At 72.1% G+C, this 22,063-nt stretch carries 15 protein-coding genes; 7 read left to right on the top strand and 8 right to left on the bottom strand.

What is annotated here, in order from left to right; translation table 11 throughout:
* The first annotated feature begins 349 nt into the window (after positions 1-349).
* The gene (locus tag AB0M43_RS25450) at positions 350-3,727 is read left to right on the top strand and encodes a M28 family peptidase (RefSeq protein ID WP_363728270.1); all 3,378 of its coding nucleotides are present in this window, start codon (positions 350-352) and stop codon (positions 3,725-3,727) included.
* Between the two features lie 155 nt (positions 3,728-3,882).
* Here AB0M43_RS25450 and AB0M43_RS25445 read toward each other — a convergent pair whose 3' ends face one another.
* The 4 genes from AB0M43_RS25445 to AB0M43_RS25430 form a co-directional block, all read right to left on the bottom strand.
* Positions 3,883-4,662 carry an alpha/beta hydrolase gene (locus AB0M43_RS25445; RefSeq protein ID WP_363728269.1) on the bottom strand — a complete coding sequence of 260 codons (780 nt, stop codon included), beginning with the start codon at positions 4,660-4,662 and terminating at the stop codon, positions 3,883-3,885.
* Positions 4,663-4,860: 198 nt separating this feature from the next.
* Entirely contained in the window at positions 4,861-6,339 is a 1,479-nt protein-coding gene (locus tag AB0M43_RS25440) for a histidine kinase N-terminal domain-containing protein (protein WP_363728268.1), read from the bottom strand.
* 186 nt (positions 6,340-6,525) lie between these two features.
* On the bottom strand, positions 6,526-7,191 hold the full coding sequence (locus AB0M43_RS25435; RefSeq protein WP_363728267.1) for a DUF2786 domain-containing protein: 666 nt from the start codon (positions 7,189-7,191) through the stop codon (positions 6,526-6,528).
* 184 nt (positions 7,192-7,375) lie between these two features.
* On the bottom strand, positions 7,376-7,747 hold the full coding sequence (locus tag AB0M43_RS25430; protein WP_363728266.1) for a YccF domain-containing protein: 372 nt from the start codon (positions 7,745-7,747) through the stop codon (positions 7,376-7,378).
* A 98-nt stretch (positions 7,748-7,845) separates the two neighbouring features.
* Between AB0M43_RS25430 and AB0M43_RS25425 the strand changes: the two genes are divergently transcribed.
* On the top strand, positions 7,846-8,148 hold the full coding sequence (locus AB0M43_RS25425) for a protease inhibitor I42 family protein (RefSeq protein ID WP_363728265.1): 303 nt from the start codon (positions 7,846-7,848) through the stop codon (positions 8,146-8,148).
* 348 nt (positions 8,149-8,496) lie between these two features.
* Here AB0M43_RS25425 and AB0M43_RS25420 read toward each other — a convergent pair whose 3' ends face one another.
* Complete coding sequence (locus tag AB0M43_RS25420) at positions 8,497-9,288, bottom strand: ABC transporter ATP-binding protein (RefSeq protein WP_363728264.1); 792 nt, start codon at positions 9,286-9,288, stop codon at positions 8,497-8,499.
* Positions 9,289-9,414: 126 nt separating this feature from the next.
* Between AB0M43_RS25420 and AB0M43_RS25415 the strand changes: the two genes are divergently transcribed.
* Complete coding sequence (locus AB0M43_RS25415) at positions 9,415-10,347, top strand: ATP-binding cassette domain-containing protein (RefSeq protein ID WP_363728263.1); 933 nt, start codon at positions 9,415-9,417, stop codon at positions 10,345-10,347.
* Complete coding sequence (locus tag AB0M43_RS25410; RefSeq protein ID WP_363728262.1) at positions 10,344-11,309, top strand: ABC transporter permease subunit; 966 nt, start codon at positions 10,344-10,346, stop codon at positions 11,307-11,309. Before AB0M43_RS25415 ends, AB0M43_RS25410 begins: the two co-directional genes overlap by 4 nt.
* 111 nt (positions 11,310-11,420) lie before the next feature.
* Here AB0M43_RS25410 and AB0M43_RS25405 read toward each other — a convergent pair whose 3' ends face one another.
* On the bottom strand, positions 11,421-12,506 hold the full coding sequence (locus AB0M43_RS25405; RefSeq protein ID WP_363728261.1) for an ROK family transcriptional regulator: 1,086 nt from the start codon (positions 12,504-12,506) through the stop codon (positions 11,421-11,423).
* Between the two features lie 102 nt (positions 12,507-12,608).
* Here AB0M43_RS25405 and AB0M43_RS25400 point away from each other — a divergent pair, with 102 nt between their 5' ends.
* From AB0M43_RS25400 to AB0M43_RS25390, 3 genes are all read left to right on the top strand, one after another.
* Positions 12,609-14,111 (top strand): glycoside hydrolase family 3 N-terminal domain-containing protein, encoded by a 1,503-nt coding sequence (locus AB0M43_RS25400; RefSeq protein WP_363728260.1) that lies wholly within the window; start codon positions 12,609-12,611, stop codon positions 14,109-14,111.
* Positions 14,112-14,214: 103 nt separating this feature from the next.
* Positions 14,215-15,318 carry a TIGR03364 family FAD-dependent oxidoreductase gene (locus AB0M43_RS25395; protein WP_363728259.1) on the top strand — a complete coding sequence of 368 codons (1,104 nt, stop codon included), beginning with the start codon at positions 14,215-14,217 and terminating at the stop codon, positions 15,316-15,318.
* A gap of 58 nt (positions 15,319-15,376) precedes the next feature.
* Entirely contained in the window at positions 15,377-16,018 is a 642-nt protein-coding gene (locus AB0M43_RS25390) for a phosphonatase-like hydrolase (RefSeq protein ID WP_363728258.1), read from the top strand.
* Between the two features lie 212 nt (positions 16,019-16,230).
* Here the strand turns inward: AB0M43_RS25390 and AB0M43_RS25385 are convergent, their stop codons facing one another.
* Both AB0M43_RS25385 and AB0M43_RS25380 read right to left on the bottom strand, forming a co-directional pair.
* A complete protein-coding gene (locus tag AB0M43_RS25385) occupies positions 16,231-16,992 on the bottom strand; it encodes a hypothetical protein (protein WP_363728257.1) in 762 nt (253 codons plus the stop codon).
* A gap of 187 nt (positions 16,993-17,179) precedes the next feature.
* Positions 17,180-22,051 (bottom strand): NAD-glutamate dehydrogenase, encoded by a 4,872-nt coding sequence (locus AB0M43_RS25380; protein ID WP_363728256.1) that lies wholly within the window; start codon positions 22,049-22,051, stop codon positions 17,180-17,182.
* Between the last annotated feature and the right edge of the window lie 12 nt (positions 22,052-22,063).

Here is a 22,063-nt window from a genome sequence, read left to right as displayed (position 1 = left end):
CGGTCCCGGGGTCGCGGGTCGGGGCGGGGACCGGTGCGGCCCCGGGGGCGCGGGCGCGTCGGCGGCCCGGTTCGTCCGGGGCTGTGAGGTGCGAAAACAGCCGGTCCGAGCCGAGTTGGACGCCGCGCAAGGGTCCGTCAAGGGTGGATCGGCATTGACCGATCTGTTAACAGTCTTATTTATTTGGTGCTGACAGTTACACAGATAACAGTCGCCTAGGAGCACCTCAGTGAAACGGACAGCAACGATCTTGCTCGGGATCGGCATCGTAGCCGCGACCGCGCAGATCATCCCCTCAAGCGCTGCCGCCATCCCCAGTCCATCAGCGGTCGATCTCGCGAATCGCGCCGTGTCCGCCGCCGACGTGGCAGCGGACTCGGGCCTCGACGGGCTCGCCAAGGGCCCCGGCGAGAGCCTCCGCCGGACCAAGTCCGTCGCGGGCGAGCGCGGTCTCTTCTACAACGCCTACGAGCGCACCTACCGTGGCCTGCCGGTCATCGGCGGGGACGCGGTCGTCACCACCGACACCGACGGGAAGGTCCGGGGCGTCAACGCCTCGCCGACCGCCCGGATCACCGTCGGCACCCAGCCCACCGTGACCGCCGCCGCCGCGGCCGCGACCGCGAAGGCCCAGCTCGCCCAGGTCACCGACGTCAGCGCCCCGGTGCTGTCGGTGCTCGCCGGCGACAACCCGCGCCTCGTGTGGTCGACCACCGTCGCCGGACGGACCGCCACCGCGCCGAGCAACCTGCACGTCTACGTCGACGCCCGGACCGGGGCCGTCGCCGACAAGTACGACGACGTCAAGGCCGGCACCGGCAACGGATACTTCAACGGCAACGTCACGATCAACACCAGCGGCTCCGGTACCTCGTGGTCGATGACCGACACCACCCGCAGCAGCCTGCGCTGTGGTGGCCAGGGCGGCACCGCCTACACCGGCACCGACGACGCGTGGGGCAACGGCCAGGGCACCAACCTGGAGACCGCCTGCGTCGACGCGCTGTACGCCGCCCAGAAGGAATGGGACATGGCCAGCCAGTGGCTGGGCCGCAACGGCTTCAACGGCTCCGGCGGGGCGTTCCCGGCCCGGGTCGGCCTCGCGGACGTCAACGCGTTCTGGAACGGCAGCTACACCAACTTCGGCCACAACCAGGCCAACACCAAGCAGGCCACCCCGATCGACGTGGTCGCGCACGAGTACGGGCACGCGATCTTCCAGTTCTCGGGCACCGGACAGGGCGGCTCGGGCAACGAGACCGGCGGCCTGAACGAGTCCACCGGTGACATCTTCGGCGCGCTCACCGAGGCCTACGCCAACAACCCGAACGACCCGCCGGACTACGACGTCGGCGAGGAGGTCGACCTGGTCGGCAGCGGGCCGATCCGGAAGATGTACAACCCGTCGCTCGTCGGCGGCGACCCGAACTGTTACAGCTCCTCGATCCCCAACACCGAGGTGCACGCGGCGGCCGGCCCGCAGAACCACTGGTTCTACCTGCTCGCCGAGGGTTCCGCCCCCGGTGGCGGCAAGCCGAACAGCCCGATCTGCTCCGGCGGACCGGCGTCCATCACGGGCATCGGCATCCAGAAGGCCGGCAAGATCTTCCACACCGCGCTGCTGACCAAGGGCTCGACCTGGGTGCACGCCACGGTCCGCAAGGCGACCGTGCAGGCCGCCGCGAACCTCTACCCGGGCGGCACCGAGTGCGCCACGGTCAAGGCCGCGTGGCTCGCCGTCTCCGTCCCGGCCCAGTCCGGTGAGGCCGTCTGCGGCACCACCCCGGCGAACGACTTCTCCATCTCGCTGAGCCCGTCCTCGGGTTCCGTGCAGCCGGGGTCGAACGTCACCACCACGGTCGGCACCACGACCACCACGGGCAGCGCGCAGACGGTCAACCTGACCGCCTCGGGCCTGCCGGCCGGCGTCACCGCGGCCTTCACCCCGGCGTCGGTCACCTCCGGCTCCTCGTCCAGCCTGCGCCTCACCGCGTCGACCTCGGCGACCCCGGGCAGCTACACGGTCACGGTCACCGGTACCGGCAGTGTCACGCACACCGCCACGTACAACCTGACCGTCGGCACGGTGAACCCGAACCCGAACGCGCCGGACATCGACGTCGCGAAGGTCCAGGCGCACCTCACCCAGTTCAACACGATCGCCTCGCAGAACGGCGGCAACCGGCGCGCGGGCTCGGCCGGGTACACCCAGTCGCTGGCCTACGTGAAGGGCAAGCTCCAGGCGGCCGGCTACACGGTCACCGAGCAGCAGTGCACCAGCTGCACCTACGTGTCGAACAACCTGATCGCCGACTGGCCGGGCGGTGACGTCAACAACACCGTCATGTTCGGTGCGCACCTCGACGGCGTCAGCGCGGGCCCGGGCATCAACGACAACGGCTCCGGCTCGGCGGTACTGCTGGAGAACGCGCTGGTCCTGGCCGCGCAGAACCCGACCATGACCAAGCACGTGCGGTTCGGCTGGTGGACGGACGAGGAGCAGGGGCTCAACGGCTCCAAGCACTACGTCAACTCCCTGTCGGCGAGCGCGAAGGCGGCCATCAAGGGCTACTACAACTTCGACATGATCGCCTCCACCAACGCCGGGTACTTCATCAACAACGTCAACTCGACGACGGCCACCCCGTTGCGCGAGTACTGGGCGTCGCTGAACCTGGCGCCGGAGGAGAACGTCGAGGGCCAGGGCCGTTCCGACGACTACTCGTTCCAGCAGGGCGGCATCCCGACCTCGGGTTACGCCACCGGTGCGAGCGCGCGGAAGACCTCGGCACAGGCCACCAAGTGGGGCGGCTCGGCCAACGCCGCGTACGACCCCTGCTACCACTCCTCGTGTGACACCACCAGCAACATCAACCCGACCGCCCTGAACCGGGGCGCGGACGGTGTCGCGTACGCCATCTGGAAGCTCGCCGTCGGCGGCACCCAGACGAACGACTTCTCGGTCTCGGTCAGCCCGAACTCGGGCAACACCCAGCCGGGCGGCTCGGTCTCCAGCACGGTGAGCACGGCCACGACCTCCGGCACGGCCCAGACGGTCACCCTGACCGCCTCCGGCCTGCCCAGCGGGGCCACCGCCACCTTCAACCCGTCGTCGGTGCAGTCCGGCGGCTCCTCGGCACTGTCGATCCAGACCAGCGCCTCGACGCCGGCCGGTTCGTACACCGTGACCGTCACCGGCAGCGGATCCGTCACCCGGACCGCGAGCTACACGCTGACGGTCGGCACCGTGGCCAACGACTTCTCGGTCGCGCTGAACCCGACCTCGGGCTCCGCGCAGGCCGGCGCGTCGGTCACGTCCACGGTGGGCACCACGACCACCGCGGGCAGCGCGCAGACCGTGACGTTCAGCGCCTCGGGTCTGCCGAGCGGCGCCACGGCGAGCTTCAGCCCGTCGTCGGTGCAGTCCGGCTCCTCGTCGAGCCTGACGATCGCCACGTCGGCCAGCACGCCGGCCGGCGTCTACACGGTCACGGTCACCGGGACGGGGACGAGCGCGACGCACTCGGCCACCTACACCCTGACCGTGACGGGCACCGGCCCCGGCGGCTGTGGCGGGCTCCCCGCCTGGTCTGCCAGCCAGGGCTACGTGCCGGGTGACGTGGTCAGCTACAACGGCCACAAGTGGACCTCCACCTGGTACTCCACCGGAGCCGAGCCGGGCGCCCCGCAGTCGTGGGCCGTCTGGTCGGACGCCGGAGCGTGCTGACCGCCTGATGCCTCACCTCCCCGGGTGAGGGCGACCGAGAGCGCCCTCACCCGCGGGGCAACAGGGTGACAGCCCCTGCCGGACCTCCACCCGGCAGGGGCTGTCGCGCGTCCGGGGGGTGGCAGCGGGGCCGGGTGCGAGGCCGGCCCCGCCGGTCACAGGGATCGCACGAAAGCCGTGAGCTCCCGCGCCGGGCGGGCCGGTTCCTCCACATAGAAGCAGTGGCCGGCGTCGGGCAGCACCACGAGCGACGCCCGGGGCAGGGCCGCCACCCGGGCCCGCTGGTCCGGCAACGACAGCACCGGGTCGCGGTCCCCGCAGAGCGCCAGGACCGGCGCGGTGATCCTCGCCAGGTCGTCGGCCGAGGAATCGGCGACCAGACCCTCCAGGAGGGCGCGCCACACCCGGGCCGGGACCTTGAGGTTCTCCTCGACGAGGACGTCCAGGACGTTGTCGGGGACCGGGTCGCGGAAGAGTGACGTCCACATGCGACGGACGTACGCCGGCTCGACCGGGTCGGTCAGGAACCCCGCGCCGAACTCCTCCACCGCCGGGTTGCCCCGCAGGGTCACCGGAGCGCCGAGGAGCACCAGGCCCCGGACCCGGCCCGGCCGGTCGGCCGCGAACCGCTGGGCGACCAGCCCGCCGCTCGACGCGCCCACCAGGACCGCGTCGTCCCGGCCGAGCACGTCGAGGAACATCGCCACGTCGGCGGCCAGGTCGGGGGTGCCGTAGCCGTCCCGGGGCCGGGTCGCGTCGCCGCAGCCGCGCGGGGTCAGGGCCACCGCGTGGATGTCCGGCGGCAGGTGGGCCAGCAGCGGCTCGAACACCCGGTGGGAGTCGCCGACCCCCGGGAGGAGGACGACGGGTACCGCGGCCGGGTCGCCCTGCTCGGAGTAGGGCAGGGTCAGGCGGCCTGGCAGTTCGGCGCGCACGGGTACATTGTCCCGCGCCGGGGACGCCCGGGAGGTGCGAACGCGCGGGACCGGCCGGGCGGCGGGGGCACTCGGTCGTCCCGGGACGGCCGGGTCACCGGGCGGACGGTCCCAGCCGGGTGGGGCTCATGCCGGTGACATCCGACCGAACCCCTCCGCCTCCGGGGACCGCCCCACCCGTAGCCGTCGAAAGATCTTCTACCGGCGGCTCAGGGGGACCACCACGACGGCCTCCATCCCCGAGTCGACGCGGTTGCGGAGTTCGATCGTGCCGCGCAGCTCACCCGTGGCCAGGGTCCGGACGATCTGCAGGCCCAGGCGCTTGGACGCGTCCAGGTCGAAGTCGGCCGGCAGGCCCTGGCCCGAGTCGGACACCGTCACGTGCAGCTGCCGGCGCCAGCGGTGCGCGGAGATGACGACCTCGCCCTGCTCGGCCGGGCCGTAGGCGTGCTCGACGGCGTTCTGCAACAGCTCGTTGAGGACCATGACCAGCGGGGTGGCGATCTCGGCCGACAGCACCCCGAACGTGCCCTCCCGGCGGATCGTCACCCGGCTCTCGGCCACCGACAGCTCGGCGGCCATCGACGCCACCCGGTCCACGATCGTGTCGAACTCGACCGTCTCGTCCGAGGCCATCGACAGGGTCTCGTGCACCAGCGCGATCGACGCGACCCGGCGCACCGACTCCTCCAGCGCCGACTTGGCCTGCGGCGAGTCCACCCGGCGGGCCTGGAGCCGCAGCAGCGCCGCCACGGTCTGGAGATTGTTCTTCACCCGGTGGTGGATCTCGCGGATCGTCGCGTCCTTGGTGACCAGCGCGCGGTCCCTGCGGCGCACCTCCGTGATGTCCCGGCACAGCACCACCGCGCCGATCGGGTGCCCGCCCGGCAGCAGCGGCAGGGCCCGGAGCAGCAGCGTCGCGCCCCGGCCGTCGATCTCCTTGCGGGCCGGCGACTCCCCGCGCAGCGCCGCGAAGATCCGCTCGACCGCCTCGCCGCCCTCCAGGGGGTCGTCGGCGAGCCGGCCGGTCAGGGCCGCCAGGTCCTCCCCCGTGAGATGACTCGGAAAACCCATCCGCCGGTACGCCGACTGCGCGTTCGGGCTCGCGTAGACCACCTTGCCGTCCGCGTCGAGCCGGATCAGGCCGTCCCCGACCCGGGGCGCGCTCGTCGTCTCCCCCGGCCGGTGCGGCGGCGGGAACGTGCCGTCCGCGACCATCTGGGTCAGGTCGTCGGCGGTCGTGAGGTAGTTGAGTTCCAGCTGGCTGGGCGTGCGGGCCGTCGACAGGTTCGTGTCCCGGCCGAGCAGGGCGATCACCCGGGCGCTGTCGGGCGTGCGCACCGGGATGGCCTCGCGCCGGGCCGGGGTGTCCCCGTACCAGACCGGGTCGCCCTCCCGCCAGATCCGGGCCTCGTCGAGCGCGACGGCGAGGTGCGCGACGTCGGGGCCGCCGAGGACGTGGCCGACCTGGTCGTCGAGGTAGGCCGTGGGGGCGGTCGTCGGGCGCACCTGGGCGACACACCGGAACTCGCCGTTCTCCACCGGTACCCACATCAGCAGGTCGGCGAAGGACAGGTCCGAGAGGAGCTGCCAGTCGCCGGCCAGGCGGTGCAGGTGGTCGATGTCGGGCTGTTCGAGGTCGGTGTGCTCCTCGACGAGGTCTCTCAGGGTGGACACGGTCCTACCCTACGGGGCCCGGGGTGGGGCGGGCGGTGGTCAGTGACCAGGGTCAACGGGTCGGTGGTCGGTGGCAGGGCCTGGGTGTGCCCGGCCCGGGGCGGCCCGGGTGGGGCAGATGGGGGCGGCTCGCGCCGGATGGGGCGGGCTGGGCTGGGCGGGCTGGGCTGGGCGGGCTGAGCCGGATCAGCGGCCGTCTACGGCCCGGTGGTCCCGGAGCGCGGCCCGGTCGGCGGCGAGGGAGCCCGAGTTCCACCCGTCCCGGCTCGGCACCGCCACCGGCACGCTCTCCACCTCGGGGAACAGCTTGTCGGCCGCCGCCCGCACCTCCACGTCCCGGGACGCGAGCACGGGCAGCAGATCCTCGGGGGTCGCCTCCCCCGTGGTCCGGGCCAGGCGGGCGCCGATCCGGTCGGCGTAGGCGATCAGGAAGGACTCGCGGAACGCTGGGGTGTCGGGGCGGCCGTACCGGGCCCGGGTGCGCGCCTCGCGGACCATCGCCTTCGTGGCCTGCACGATGACCGAGCCATAGAGCACCTCGACGGCGTCCAGGTCAGCGGCGAACCCGAAGACCGTGGCGTAGCCGCCCTCCCGGGACCAGACGGCCCGGCACCGGTTCGCGTCGGCCACCGCGTCGAGGAGCATGGCCTTGGCGGTGTCGTGCGGCGGCGGGACGGGGATCCGGCGGTGGGTCGGGCCGGTGTCCGCGCCCGGGCCGAGGTCGTCGATGCCGTGCTTGGCCATCAGCTCCTGGGCCTTGGCGGTGAGGGCGTCGGCCTCCTCGGGGAAGGTGGTGGACTCCGCCTTGCGGAGCAGGGCGCGTACCCGGTCGAGCATCCGCTGGTCAGCCACGGGTCGAGCCTAACCCCGGGCGGCGGCCCGGTGCCGTGCGCTCCCCGGCTGGGCCGGAACCCCGGGGCAGGTGGCCGATCGCCGGGGGCGGATGGCCGATCACCGGGCGCGGCTCCACGGCGGCCGGCCCGGAACGGAAGCGGCGCGGCGGCCCCCGGGGAGCCGTCGCGCCGCTTCGGGCGGGTTACAGGTCGACGATGTCGCGGCCCAGCGGCGTCAGCGACACCGGGATCAGCTTGAAGTGGGCGATCCCGAACGGGATGCCGATGATCGTGACGCACAGCCCGATCGCGGCGACCAGGTGCCCGAGCGCCAGCCACCAGCCGGCGACCACGAACCAGAGGATGTTGCCGAGGGAGGACATCGCCCCGTGCCCGGGGGCCCGGACGATGGTGCGGCCGAAGGGCCACAGCGCGTAGTTCGCCATCCGGAACGCCGCGATGCCGAAGGGGGCGGTGACGACGAGGAGGAAGCAGATCGCGCCGGCGATCGCGTAACCGAGGGCCAGGAAGAATCCGCCGAAGACCAGCCACAACACGTTCAGTATGAATCGCACCTCTCCAGCGTGCCCGGCCGTGGCACGTCTGCCATCAGGGATCACCCTGACGCGGCCCCCATACTGGGGAACGGGGTCCCGGAGAGGCGGGTGGCGCGGTGCGGATCGGAGCGGAACACAACGGTGGCTCGGTGGCGGTGTCACCGGGGCAGACCCTGGAGCTGGTGCTCCCCGAGCGCGGCGGCACGGGCTACCGCTGGGAGCTGGAGCCGCTGCCGGCCGGGGTGAGCCTGGTCGCCGACCGGGTCGAGTCGGGCGTGCTGCCGGGGGCGCAGGGGCAGCGGGTGTTCACGTTGTGCGCGTCCCTCACGGAGGACACCCATGTCCGGGCGCGGCTGCGCCGCAGCTGGGAACCCGCGGAGCTGACGGCCGACCGGTTCAGCATCAGGCTAGTGCGGTAGATCAACACCATTTTCTGGTTACGAGTGGGGCGGTCACCGGCGACGGAGGCACTCGATCACATGTCCGAGTCCGCGCGCCGGGTGGCCGGAGCGCCCTGGTCTCAGATCGGCTGGGGCTGCCCGGAGCCCCTGCCGGCGCGTCCGAGTCGGGGTGCAGCGAAGGCGCGGCCACTCTGTCGGCGGGAGTGCTGCCAGGCCAGCGCCCGTGGCCACCCGGAGCCCCGGCTCTGATCGCATCCGAGCCGGGGCGCCCGAGCCTCGCGCAGAGTAGCCGCAGCGCCCGGGCTTCAGGCGCGCTCCGGCCGCCCGAAGCCCGGTCCGGTTGCCCGAGTGGGTGTCCCGGTGGGGTCAGAGCGCCCGAGCGGTGTAGCGGCCCTGGCGGAGTTCGACGGTCAGCGGCAGGCCGAACGTCGCGCTCAGCGTCACACTGTTGATCACGTCGCCGATCAGCCCCTGGGCGACGATCCCGCCGTCCCGGAGCAGCATCGCGTGGGTGAACCCGGGCGGGATCTCCTCGACGTGGTGGGTGACGAGCACCATCGCCGGGGCCTCCGGGTCGAAGGCCAGCTCGGCGAGGCGGCGGACCAGTTCCTCGCGGCCGCCCAGGTCCAGCCCCGCCGCCGGCTCGTCGAGGAGCAGCAGTTCGGGGTCGACCATGAGGGCGCGGGCGATCTGGACGCGCTTGCGCTCGCCCTCCGACAGGGTGCCGTACTCCCGGTCGGCGAGGTGCGCGACGCCCAACTGGTCGAGGAGTACCCGGGCGCGGATGTCGTCCATCGCCTCGTAGTCCTCGCGGAACCGGCCGACGACGTCCCAGGCGGCGGTGACGACGACGTTGTGCACGGACTCGTGCACGGGGATCCGGTCGGCGAGCGCCGCGCTGGTCAGGCCGACCCTGGTCCGCAGTTCGGCCAGGTCGACGGCGCCGAGTTTCTCGCCGAGGACGTGCGCGGAGCCGGAGCTGGGGTGCAGCCGGCCGCCGGCCAGCCGGAGCAGGGTGGTCTTGCCGGCGCCGTTGGGGCCGAGGACCACCCAGCGTTCGTCCAGCTCGACCTGCCAGTCGATGTCGGCGACGAGACGGGTGTCGCCGCGGGTGACCGTGACGGCGGCGAGGTCAACAACGGTGTCGGCGTGTGGCACGTGACCATCCAACCACGAGTGCCCACAGCGGGCACCGCGACGTACTGTGGTGCGGCACACGTTCCGCCGCGCCCGCCCCGACCGGGAGGACGGCGCGTCGGCCCCCGACGGTGCGGGAGGGATGCCATGACTGCGGTCATCGAGATCGAGGGACTGAGAAAGACGTACAAGGGCGTGTTCGGGGGTGAGCACCGCGCCCTCGACGGGCTGGACCTGAGCGTCACCGCCGGCCAGGTGCACGGCTTCCTCGGCCCGAACGGTTCGGGCAAGACGACGACCCTGCGGACCCTGCTGGGCCTGATCCGGGCCGACGCCGGCCGGATGGTGCTGCTGGGCCGGGAGGTGCCGGCGGCGCTGCCCGAGGTGATGGACTCGATCGGCGCGATCGTGGAGAGCCCGCAGTTCTTCGGCAACTTCTCCGGGCGCAAGACGCTGACCCTGCTGGCCCAGGCGGGCGGCCTGCCGCTGTCCCGGGTGGACGAGGTGCTCGCGACCGTCGGCCTGACCGACCGGGCCCGCGACCGGGTGAAGGGGTACTCGCTGGGGATGCGCCAGCGGCTCGCGGTCGCGTCCGCGCTGCTGAAGAAGCCGCGGCTGCTGATCCTCGACGAGCCGGCCAACGGGCTCGACCCGGCGGGCATCCGGGAGATGCGGGACCTGATGCGCGACCTGGCCGCCGACGGCGTGACCGTCGTGCTGTCCAGCCACATCCTCGGCGAGGTGCAGCAGATCTGCGACTCGGTGACGATCGTGGCCAAGGGTCGGGCCATCGTGTCCGGGCCGGTGGAGCACGTGCTGGCCAGCCAGGACCGCGGCGAGTACCGGGTACGGGTGGACCAGCCGCTGCTCGCCGCCGAGATCCTGACGGAGGCGGGGGCCCAGGTCGACGTACACGATGACGGGTTCGTGGTCCGTGATCTGGTCGACCCCTCGTGGATCACCCGCACGCTCGCGGCCCGGGAGCTGTACGTGGCGGAGCTCGTGCCGCTGCGCCCCGACCTGGAGAGCGTGTTCCTGACCCTGACCGACAGCGTGGACCAGCAGGTGGGTATCCGATGAATCTCCTGAAGGCGGAGTGGAACCGGCTGGCCAGTCGCCGGTTCACGAAGATGACCCTGCTGGTGCTGGTGGGCGGCCTGCTGCTCATCGCGGCCGGGTTGTTCATCGGCAACCAGAAGATCTCGGAGTCGGACTGGGCGGCGGCCCGGGTCAGGGCGGCCGCGACGACGACCGAGATGCGGGACAGCTGCCAGCGGGGCACCCCGGACTCGAACGGCCCGGGCCGGAACTGCGACGTGATCGAGCCGGCGAACCCGGAGTGGTTCCTGCCGTCGACGTTCGCGTTCCGGGAGAACGCCGAGCCGCTGGTCGCCGTGTTCGGCGGGCTGATGTGCCTGTTCGCGTTCCTGGTCGGCTCCTCGTTCATCGGGGCGGAGTGGTCCAGCGGCGGCGTGGCGAACCTGCTGCTCTGGCGGCCGAAGCGTGCCCCGACCCTGCTGGGCAAGTACGTCGCCCTGCTCACCGGGCTGACCGGTGTCTTCGTGGCGGTCGGCGCGGTGTGGACGGCGATCCTGTGGCTGACCGCCCGGTTCCGGGGCAACTTCGACGGGGTCACGTCGGGTTACGCCTCCTCGCTGGGGCTCACCTGGCTGCGGATGCTCGCCCTGACCCTGGTGATCGGCACGGTCGCGTTCGCGGTGGCGTCGGTCGGGCGGCGGACGGCGGCGGCGTTGGGCGCGGCGATCGGGGTGATCCTGGTCGGCGAGGTCGGGGTCCGGATCCTGTTCGCCGGCCTGTTCGAGGTGCCGCAGTACGAGCGGTTCGTGCCGTCGAGCTACGCGGGCGCCTGGGTGCTCAAGAAGCTGGAGTTCGCCGACTACACGAAGTGCTCCGGGACGGCCGACTGCATGCCGCAGGGCTGGACCCTGACGATGAACGACTCGGCGGCCGTGTTCGGGGCCGTGGTGGTGCTGGCGCTCGGGGCGGCGTTCTGGTCGTTCACCCGGCGGGACGTGACCTGAGGCTGGACGCGGCCTGGGCCGAGGCCTCGCGGTCCCGGCCGCGTGCCAACCACCTACCCCGCGCACCGTGCAGGGGGCCATCCTGGTCGGATGGCCCCCTTCAGCGCGTTCTCAGGACTCGAAGATCTCCTCGCGGGCCGCGTCCACGGCCGTGAGCAGCGCCCCGTTCAGCACTGGGTCGGTGTCGACCTCGGCCAGCACCACCTTCGGGTGGATGATCGGCGCGATCGCGTGCACCTCGCGCTCGACCCGTTCGGCCAGGTCCCGGCCGCCCTCCAGGGACACGGAGCCGGCGAGGACGACGAGGCTGGGGTCGAGGACCACGCACGCGCCCGCGACCCCGAGGGCGAGCCGGCGGGCCATCTCGTCGGAGTCGGTGACCGTCGCGACGGCCTCGGCGCCCATCACCTTCTGGAACGAGCCCTGCTCGCGGTTCGAGACGCCCTGCGGGAGCGGGCCGCCGGGGACGGGCAGGTAGCCGATCTCGCCGGCCGCGCCGGTGACCCCCCGGTGCAGCCGACCGTTGATCATCGACGCCATGCCGACGCCGCGGTCCACCCAGATCAGGACGAAGTCATCCACTCCGACCGCCGCGCCCTGCCGGGACTCCGCGACGGCGGCGAGGTTCACGTCGTTCTCGAACACGACGGGGACGCCGAGGTCCTCCCGGAGCGCGCCGAGCAGGCCCTGGTGCCAGTGCGGCAGGTCCCAGGCGAACGACAGGTCGCCGGTGGCGGGGTCGACGAGGCCGGGGGTGCCGAGCACGACCCGCTTGAGGCGGGACAGCGGCGCGGAGCCGAGGGCCTTGGTCACCGCCGCGTGCACGACGCCGACCGGGTCGTCGGAGTCGTGGGTCGACATGGTGACCTGTCCGACGACCTTGCCGGTGATGTCGGCGGCGGCGGCCTGCACCCGGGTGGGGCCGACATCGACGCCCACCACGTACGCGGCGTCGGCGACCAGGGCGTAGAGCAGCGCGTTCGGCCCCCGGCCGCCGGCCTGGGAACCGACGTGGGTCACCAGTCCCCGCTGCTCGAGACGCTCGACGAGCTGGGACGCCGTGACCTTGGATAGACCTGTAAACTCTCCTAACTGAGCCCGGGTGAGGGGGCCGTGGGCAAGGAGCAGTTCGAGTGCGGCTCGATCGTTGAGCGCGCGCAGCAGCCGGGGCGTGCCGGGGCGGCGGCCTGGACTCATACTGATATCGTCCTCTAGTCTTTAGGAAAGTTTCCTATTAGATTTCCGCACCGTGAGAATATGGACAGCTTACGGTGAGCCAGCGAAAGGACACCCCAGGGCATGACCGACCCGACGCTCCGCCGGCTCGCCCTCAGCACCATGCTGCCCGCCTTCCCGGGAACGACCGCTCCCCCTTGGGCAATCAGACTGCTCAAAGAGGGCTTGGCTGGGTATACCCTCTTCGGCTATAACATCGTGGACCGTGCCCAACTCGCCACACTTGTCACCCAGCTCCGGGACGCCAACCCCGACGTGCTGCTGGCCCTGGACGAGGAGGGTGGCGACGTCACCCGGCTGTCGTACCACGAGGGAAGCCCCTATCCCGGCAACGCGGCACTCGGCGCGGCCGACGACCCGGAGCTGACCCGGGCGACGTACCGGGGCATCGGCCTCGAACTCGCCACGGTCGGCATCAACGTGAACTTCGCGCCCACAGTGGACGTCAACTCCGCCGACGAGAACCCGGTGATCGGGACCCGCTCGTTCGGCGCGGACCCGGCCCTGGTGTCCCGGCACACCGCCGCCGCGATCGACGGGCTGCAGTCCGCCGGGGTGGCCGGCTGCGCCAAGCACTTCCCGGGCCACGGGGCCACGGTCAGCGACTCGCACCTGGAGCTGCCGACCATCACCGACTCCCTCGCGGTCATGCGCGGCCGGGACCTGCCGCCGTTCCAGGCCGCGATCGACGCCGGCGTCCGCATGATCATGACGGCGCACATCCGGGTACCGGAGCTGACCGGCGACTCCCCCGCCACCGCCAGCGGCCGGGTGCTCAACGATCTGCTGCGCGACGAGCTGGGCTTCACCGGCGCGGTCGTCACCGACGCGCTGGAGATGCGCGGCGCGAGCGGGGCGATCGGCCTGCCCGAGGCGGCCGTCCGCGCGCTGCTCGCCGGCGCCGACCTGCTCTGCCTGGGCTCCGACATCAACGAGGCGCTCTGCGAGTCCATCGTCGACGGTATCGTCTTCGCGGCCCGGGGCGGCCGGCTGCCGGTCGCCCGGCTGGAGGAGGCCGTGGCCCGGGGCGCCGCCTCGGTCGCCGACCTCAAGCCGGTGGCCGCCGAGAGCGCCGAGGCGGTCCGGGACGCGATCCGCACCGCCGCCCGGCGCGCCGTGCGGGTCGAGGGCTCGCTGCCGCCCCTGAAGGAGCCGCTGCTCGTGCAGTTGGGCTCGGAGTCCAACATCGCGGTCGGTACGGTGCCGTGGGGGCTGCCGCTGGAGGGCGAGCTGGTCACGGTGTCGATCTCCCAGAACGGCGCGCCGTACCTGGGGCCGTCCGCCGCCGACCTGTCCGCCGTGGCCGGCGACCGGGACATCGTGGTCGTGGGCCGCGACACCCACCGCTGGCCCCAGGCCCGCGCGCTGATCGAGGCGCTCGCGGCCCGGCATCCGGCGGTCGTGGTGGTCGAGATGGGCTGGCCCTCGGCGTGGCGTCCGGCGGGCGTGTCCGCGTTCGTGACGACGCACGGCGCGAGCCGCGCGAACGGGCAGGCCGCGGCGGAGGTGCTGGGTGCGCCCCGGGACGCGGCGAGCCCGGGGACGGGTACCGCAGAATTGGTCTAGACCATTTACCCGACCGAACTTCACCCGGCGGACACCTCGGGGACGCCTGGATGCCACCCCGCCCGAGCAGCCTGACGATCGACAAGATCGTGAGGAGTTGCGAGTGCGGATCGTCATCGTCGGCGGCGGCGTCCTGGGCACCATGCACGCGTGGTGGGCCATCGAGCGCGGCCATCAGGTCGTACACCTGGAACGGGAGGCGGAGGCGCGCGGCGCGTCCGTCCGGAACTTCGGCCTGGTCTGGGTCAGCGGCCGGTTGGACGGCCCCGACGTCGAGACGGCGTTGCGGGCCCGCGAACTGTGGGAACGGATCGGCGCGGCCGTGCCCGGCGTGGGCTTCCGGCCGGCCGGCTCGCTGACCGTCTGCCGGACCGAGGCCGAGGTCGAGGTCGCCGAGAACGCCCTCAAGGAACCCACCGCGGGGGTACGGGGCCTGCGCCTCCTCAGCCGCGCCGACGCCCGGGCGCTGAACCCGGCACTCGGCGGGGAGTACCTGGCGGCGCTGCACTGCGAGCGGGACGCGGCCGTGGAGTCCCGGGTGGCCCTGCCGGCCGTGCGCGCGCACCTGGCCCTCAGCCGCCGGTACACGTGGCTGCCCGGCCGGGAGGTCCGCGACGTGGCCACCGGCAGGGTGCGCGACGACCACGGGGACGCCCACGAGGCCGACCAGGTGGTCCTGGCGACCGGCGCGTGGCTCGGCGGGCTGGTCCGCGAGCTGGCCCCGGAGCTGCCCATCCGCAAGGTACGGCTCCAGATGGCGCAGACCGCCCCGCTGGACACGCCGCTGACCACGGCCGTCGCGGACGGCGACAGCTTCCGGTACTACCCCTTCTTCCGCTCCGAGGGCCTCACCGCACCGCAGACGCCGATCGCGGCGGAGCACAAAATGCAGCTCCTGATGGTCCAGCGGCTCGACGGCGGGCTGACCATCGGCGACACCCACGAGTACGAGCACCCGTTCGGCTTCGACGTGGTGGAGCCGCCGTACGACCATCTCACCGAGGTGGCCTCGGCGCTCCTGGGCCGCCCCCTGCCGCGGATCACCCGCCGCTGGGCCGGCGTGTACGCGCAGTGCCTGGACCCGAAGGCCGTCCTGCACCGGTCGCAGCCCCTGCCCGGGGTGTGGCTGGTGACCGGCCCCGGCGGCCGGGGCATGACCGGATCGCCCGCGATGGCGGAACAGACAGCGGAAGAGGCGGGGTGGTGACCATGACCGACGTGGTGGCGACGATGGGCCGGGACACGGCTCGGACGGGGTGGCGGCGATGATCGATCTCGTGGTGCTGGACATGGCCGGTACGACGATCGCGGACGACGGGCTCGTGATCGAGGCGTTCCAGGCGGCGCTCCCCGCGCACACCGAGGACCAGCTCGACTACGTGCGGCGCACGATGGGCGAGTCCAAGATCTCGGTGTTCCGGGCCCTGCTCGGCGAGGAGGCGGCCGCCCAGGGCGCGAACCTGGCGTTCGAGGAGGCGTACGGCTCGCTGGTCCGGGCCGGGCGCGCCGCCCCGATCGCGGGGGCGGCCAACACGATCGCCGAGCTGCGGGAGGCCGGGATCAAGGTCGCGCTGACCACCGGGTTCGCCCGGACCACGGCCGACGCGCTCCTGAAGGCCCTCGGTTGGCAGGACATCGCGGACCTGACGCTGACGCCGGCGGAGGCGGGGCGCGGCCGGCCGTACCCGGACCTGGTCCTGACCGCGCTGCTCCAGCTCCAGGTGGACGACGTGCGGGCGGTGGCGGTGGTCGGGGACACGTCCTCGGACGTGCTGACGGGGCTGCGGGCCGGGGCGTCGTTCGTGGGTGGGGTGCTGACGGGGGCGCACGACGCGGACACGCTGCGGACCGCGGGGGCGACGCACATCCTGAACTCGGTCCGGGAACTGCCGGACCTGCTGCTCTAGGCGTTGGCGTACGTCGGAGAGGCCCCGCACCGGGAGACCGGGCGGGGCCTCTCCGGCATGGGCGGGGTGGGGTCCGTCCGGGCCGACCTCCGGCCGTGGAGCTGGCGGGGACCCGGGACGGCGGGGACTGCCGGGGCCCGGCTGGCAGGGGCCGCCGGGCCGGAAATGCCGCCGCAGGCGGGTCACTTCCCCGGCGTACCTGGAGAATGGTTTTAGCCGTGGCGTCCCGAGATCAGTTCCTGGACGTAGATCTTGGCCTTGATCACCGGCTTGCGGTAGCGCCGCTCCCGGCGCAGCGCCCGCGCCATCTGGCGCGAGTCCGGCGCGTACCGCCAGTGCGCCCACGGCGACGCCGGCCGGGCCACCCGGATCGCCCCGACGATCAGCAGCACCGGCAGGAAGATCCCGACCAGGCCCGTCCAGATCTTGCCCTTGAGCAGGGTCAGCACGGCCAGCAGCCCGTTGACCAGCAGGGTGAACACGACCACGGCCCGGGTGCCGTTGCGGCTGACCGCGCCGTCGTCGTTGTACACCGTCACGTCCTCCAGGCCGAACGGCCGCACGCCGAGCAGCAGGAGCCCGGTGAGCGCGACGGCGACGAACACCGCGTCGACGGAGGTGCGGCCCTGCTCGCCCCAGTACACGTCCTTGAGGTGCAGGATCAGGGCGAACTCGTCCAGGACGAGCGCCGTGCCGATCCCGAACAGGGAGGCCGAGCAGGCCAGCCAGATCGTCTTCTCGTCGGAGATCGAGATGCCGGCGACCCCGCCCACGATCATGAACACGACCCCGAACACGACGTGGTGGATGTGCAGCCCGCCCGGGGTGACGTTGCCGGGCCACCACTTCACCTGCGCCCGGATCATCCGCACCGACAGCCGGATGAACGAGAACGCCAGCACCAGGCAGGCGAAGAAGCAGAACAGCGGCAGCCGCCCCGTCTCGATGATCCGATGGTCGAACCAGTCCCCCATCGCCCCATCCTCCGCCGCCGGCGCCCCGCCGTCCCGCATTATCCGGCCTTTGCGCCGCCGGGTGGGTGGCGCGCCGATGACCGCTCCGCGTCCGGGGAGGCGGAAAGGGACGCCCCAGGACGGGACATCCCTTTCCGATCAAACCCGTTCGAGGGGTACGGAAGGCTTCCGTACCCCTCTGTATGGTCTACGCCGCCGACGTCCTGACCAGGGTGCGGATCTGGCGGAGCAGCACCGACAGCGGGGCCAGGTCCGCGCGCGAGTCGTCGAACTCGCCGATCGCGTTGCGGGCCCGCACGATGGACGCCGCGTTGACCTGCTCCCACACGTCGACCCGCTCCTCGGCCGACAGGTCGGGACCCGACGCCGCGAGGACCTCGGCGGTGAGCGCCGCCAGGGCCGCGTACAGGTCGTAGCGCAGGGCCATCCGGGCGAGGGTCTGCCAGGTGTCCGCCCGGGGCAGCTGCGAGATCTTCGTGAGCAGGGAGTCCACCCGGAACCGCTCGGACAGGACGAAGTACACCCCCGCGACCTCGTCGAGCTGGGCCCCCGTGGCGGTGGCCACCTCCACGATGTCGATGACCCCGAAGCCGTAGATGAGCCGGGTGGCCCAGTCCGCGAGCTGCTCCGGGATGCCCTTCTCGGTGAGCATCGTGATGTGCGCCCGCAGCGCCGTCCGCTCCGCGCCCCGGAACAGGGTGTTCAGCTCGGGGAGGAGCTTGGCCACGCCGGGCCGGAGTCGGGCGATCTCGGCGGGCACGTCCAGCGGCACCCGGCGGTTCTGCACGATCCAGCGCACCGCCCGGTCCATCAGCCGGCGGGCCTCCAGGAGCACGAGGGTCTGGGTGTCGGTCGGGACCTCGTTGTCGAGGGCCTCCACCGCCCGCCACAGGTCGCGCAGCCCGAACACCTCGCGGACCACCACGTACGCGCGCAGGACGTCGGCCGGGTCCGCCCCGGTCTCGGCCGCCGCGCGGAACACGAAGGAGATGCCGCCCCGGTTGACGACCTCGTTGACGAGGACCGTGGTGACGATCTCGCGGCGGAGGGCGTGGTTGTGCATGTCGGCCGCGTACCGCTCCCGCAGCGGGGTCGGGAAGTAGCCGGCCAGCACCTCGGTCGTCCAGTCCTCGTCGGGCACGGCGGACGCCAGGATCTCGTCCTCCAGCACGATCTTGACGTAGGCCAGCAGCACCGCGAACTCCGGCGAGGTGAGGCCCAGACCCGCCGCGTCGCGGGCGTCGAGCTCCTCCTCCGTCGGCAGTGCCTCGAGTTCCCGGTTGACCCGGCCGACCCGCTCCAGCTCCGCGATGAGGCGGCGGTGCACGGGCAGCAGCGAGTGCGACTGGGCCCGGGCGTTGCCGAGCGCGGTGGCCTGGCCGTAGTTGTCGGCCAGCACCAGCTCCGCGACCTCGTCGGTCATCTCGGCGAGCAGGACGTTGCGCTCGGCCAGGTCCAGCTCGGCGCGCTGCATGACCCCGTTGAGCAGGATCTTGATGTTGACCTCGTGGTCGGAGCAGTCGACGCCGGCCGAGTTGTCGATGGCGTCGGTGTTGATGTGCCCGCCCGCGAGGCTGTACTCGATCCGGCCGCGCTGGGTGCAGCCCAGGTTGCCGCCCTCGCCGACGACCTTGACCCGCAGGTCCCTGCCGTTGACCCGGATCGCGTCGTTGGCCTTGTCGCCGACGTCCGCGTGGCTCTCCTGCGAGGACTTGACGTACGTGCCGATGCCGCCGTTCCAGAACAGGTCGACGGGGGCCTTGAGGATGGCCTTCATCAGGTCCGGCGGGGACAGCTCGGTGACGCCCTCGTCCAGGCCGAGCGAGGCCCGGACCTCGGGGGTCAGCGGGATCGACTTCAGGGTGCGCGGGAACACGCCCCCGCCGGCCGAGATCAGCGACTTGTCGTAGTCGTCCCAGCTGCTGCGCGGCACCTCGAACAGGCGCGCGCGCTCGGCGAACGACGTCGCCGCGACCGGGGTCGGGTCGAGGAAGATGTGCCGGTGGTCGAACGCGGCCACCAGCCGGATGTGCTCCGACAGCAGCATGCCGTTGCCGAACACGTCGCCGGACATGTCACCGACGCCGACGACCGTGAACTCCTGCGTCTGGGTGTTGAGCCCCATCTCGCGGAAGTGCCGCTTGACCGACTCCCACGCGCCCTTGGCGGTGATGCCCATCTTCTTGTGGTCGTAGCCGGCCGAGCCGCCGGAGGCGAACGCGTCGCCCAGCCAGAAGCCGTACGCCTCGGAGATGCCGTTCGCCGTGTCCGAGAACGTCGCGGTGCCCTTGTCCGCGGCCACCACCAGGTACGGGTCGTCGCCGTCGTGCCGGACCACCTCGGCCGGCGGCACGATCTTGCCCGCGACCAGGTTGTCCGTGACGTCGAGGAGCGCCGAGATGAACAGCTTGTAGCAGGCCACGCCCTCGGCGAAGAACGCGTCCCGGTCGGCGGCCGGCGGCGCCTGCTTGAGGACGAAGCCGCCCTTCGAGCCGACCGGCACGATGACCGCGTTCTTCACCATCTGGGCCTTGACCAGGCCGAGGATCTCGGTCCGGAAGTCCTCGCGGCGGTCCGACCAGCGCAGACCGCCCCGGGCGACCGCGCCGAACCGCAGGTGCACGCCCTCGAAGCGCGGCGAGTACACCCAGATCTCGTACTTCGGGCGGGGCTGGGGCAGGTCCGGGATCGCCTCCGGGTTGAGCTTGAAGGCGATGTAGGACTTCGGCCGGCCGCCGGTCGAGCGCTGGAAGAACGAGGTGCGCAGCGTCGCCTGGATCAGGGTGAGGAAGCTGCGCAGGATCCGGTCCTGGTCGAGGCTCCCGACCTGGTCCAGCTCCGCCTTCAGCGCGACGACCAGCTCGTCGGCGTGCGTCGAGCGGGCCTCCTCGGTCAGGCCCAGCTGCGGGTCGAACCGGGTCTCGAACAGCGCCACCAGCAGCGTCGCGACGCCCGGGTAGGCGATGAACGTCTCCTCCATGTACTCCTGGGAGAAGACCGTCCCGGCCTGCCGCAGGTACTTCGCGTACGCGCGGAGCACCACGACCTGCCGCCAGGACAGCCCGGCGCGCAGCACCAGCTGGTTGAGCCCGTCGACCTCGGCCTCGCCGTGCCAGGTGGCCGAGAACGCGTTCTCCACGGTGGCCCGGATCTCGGGCGCCGGGGAGGAGTCCTCGGGCGCCACGAGGCCGAAGTCGTACAGGTAGACCGTGCCGTCGGAGCGGCGGATCTCGTACGGCCGCTCGTCGGTGACCTTGAAGCCGAGGGAGTGCAGCACGGGCAGGACCGCCGAGAGCACCATGGGCTCGCCGAACCGGAACACCTTGAACCGCAGGTCCGCGTCGTTCTTGCGCCGGCGGAACAGGTGCAGGGCCAGCTCGCCCGGCTCGTCCACCAGCTCCAGCTTCGCGATGTCCTTCGCGGCCTCGGTCGGGGTGTGCTCGTCCTTGTAGGTCTGCGGGTACGCGTCGATGTACCGCGCGAACAGCCGCTTCTCCTGGTCCTCGCCGAGGTGCCGGTCGAGGACGAGCCGGAAGTCGTCGTCCCACAGCCGGGTCGCGTCCGACAGCTTCTCGCTGATCGCGTCGGTGTCGATCTCCCCGGGCGGGGCGGCCGGGTCGGTGCGCACGATGAAGTGCACCCGGGCCAGGGTCGACTCCGACACCCGGGTCGTGTAGTCCACCCCGATGCCGTTGAGCTCGGCGAGCAGGATCTCCTGCATCTTCAGCCGGTTGCCGGTGGTGAACCGGTCCCGCGGCAGGTACACCATGCACGAGATGAACCGGCCGTAGGCGTCCTTGCGGACGAACAGCTTGAGCTGGCGGCGCCCGGCCAGGCGCAGCACGCCCATCGCGGTGTGGAACAGCTCGTCGGTGGAGATCTGGAACAGCTCGTCGCGCGGGTAGGTCTCCAGGACCTCCATCAGGTCCTTGCCCGAGTGGCTGCGCGGGGACAGGCCCGAGCGGTCCAGCACCTCGTCGACCTTGCGCCGGATCACCGGCAGGTCGCGCACCGAGTGCAGGTACGCGCCGGAGCCGAACAGGCCCAGGAACCGCCGCTCGCCGTTGACGACGCCGTTCTCGTCGAACGTCTTCACGCCGATGTAGTCCAGGTACGCGGTGCGGTGCACCGTGGCCCGGGAGTTGGCCTTCGTGATGATCAGGAGCCGCTGGTCCAGCGCCTTCGCGTACGCCTCCGGGGTCATGGAGGACAGCGCGCGCGGCGTCGTGGAGTCCTGGCGCAGGATGCCGAGGCCCGTGCCGAGCTTGGCCTGGAGGAACTCGCCGTCCACCAGGTCGTACTCCCGGTAGCCCAGGAGGGTGAAGTTGTCCTGCGCCAACCAGCGCAGCAGCTCCACGGTGTCGTTGATGTCCTTGTCGGGCACGGGCAGCTTGGCGCCGGACAGCTCGTCGGCCAGGCTCAGCGCCCGGTGCTGGAGCTTCGGCCAGTCCTCGTTGACCTCGCGCACGTCGGTGAGGACCCGCTGGATGGCGTTGCGCAGCGACGTGGCCTGGTCCTCGTCGCGGACCCGGTCCACCTCGATCCGCATCCAGCTCTCCACGAGCTGGTCGCCGGTCGCGTCGTCGGGGTCGACCGACGGGAACAGCGCCGTCAGGCGGCCGAGCGGCTCGCGGCTCACCACGACCTGCGGGTGCACGAGCAGGCGGATGCCCAGGCCCTCGCCCATCAGGGCGGCGGTCACGGAGTCCACCAGGAACGGCATGTCGTCGGTCACCACGGTGACGGTGGTGTGCCCGTCGCTGGTCGGCGTGCTGACGTCGAGCTTCAGCTCGCCCGGGAGCCGTTGGGCCGCCAGGGCCTGGTGCTCCAGGGTCGCGTGCAGCATGTCCTGCGGGCTCTCGTCGACGAGCTCCTCGTCGGGGACGAGGCGCCAGTACAACTCGGCCAGTTCTTGATCTTTCTCACCCGCCAACGCGCACGCATCGGCGATCAAACGATCGCGGTTCGGTACCGGCTCTGCGAGCTCGGCCTCGTCATCGACACCGATCCCAGACAGACTCTCTATGGTGTCTGTCACGGTCGCCGGACGCCGTTCCATATGGGTCCACTC

This window comes from Longispora sp. NPDC051575 (assembly GCF_040681875.1).
Classification (GTDB): domain Bacteria; phylum Actinomycetota; class Actinomycetes; order Mycobacteriales; family Micromonosporaceae; genus Longispora.
This window is presented reverse-complemented; position numbering and strand designations above follow the sequence as displayed.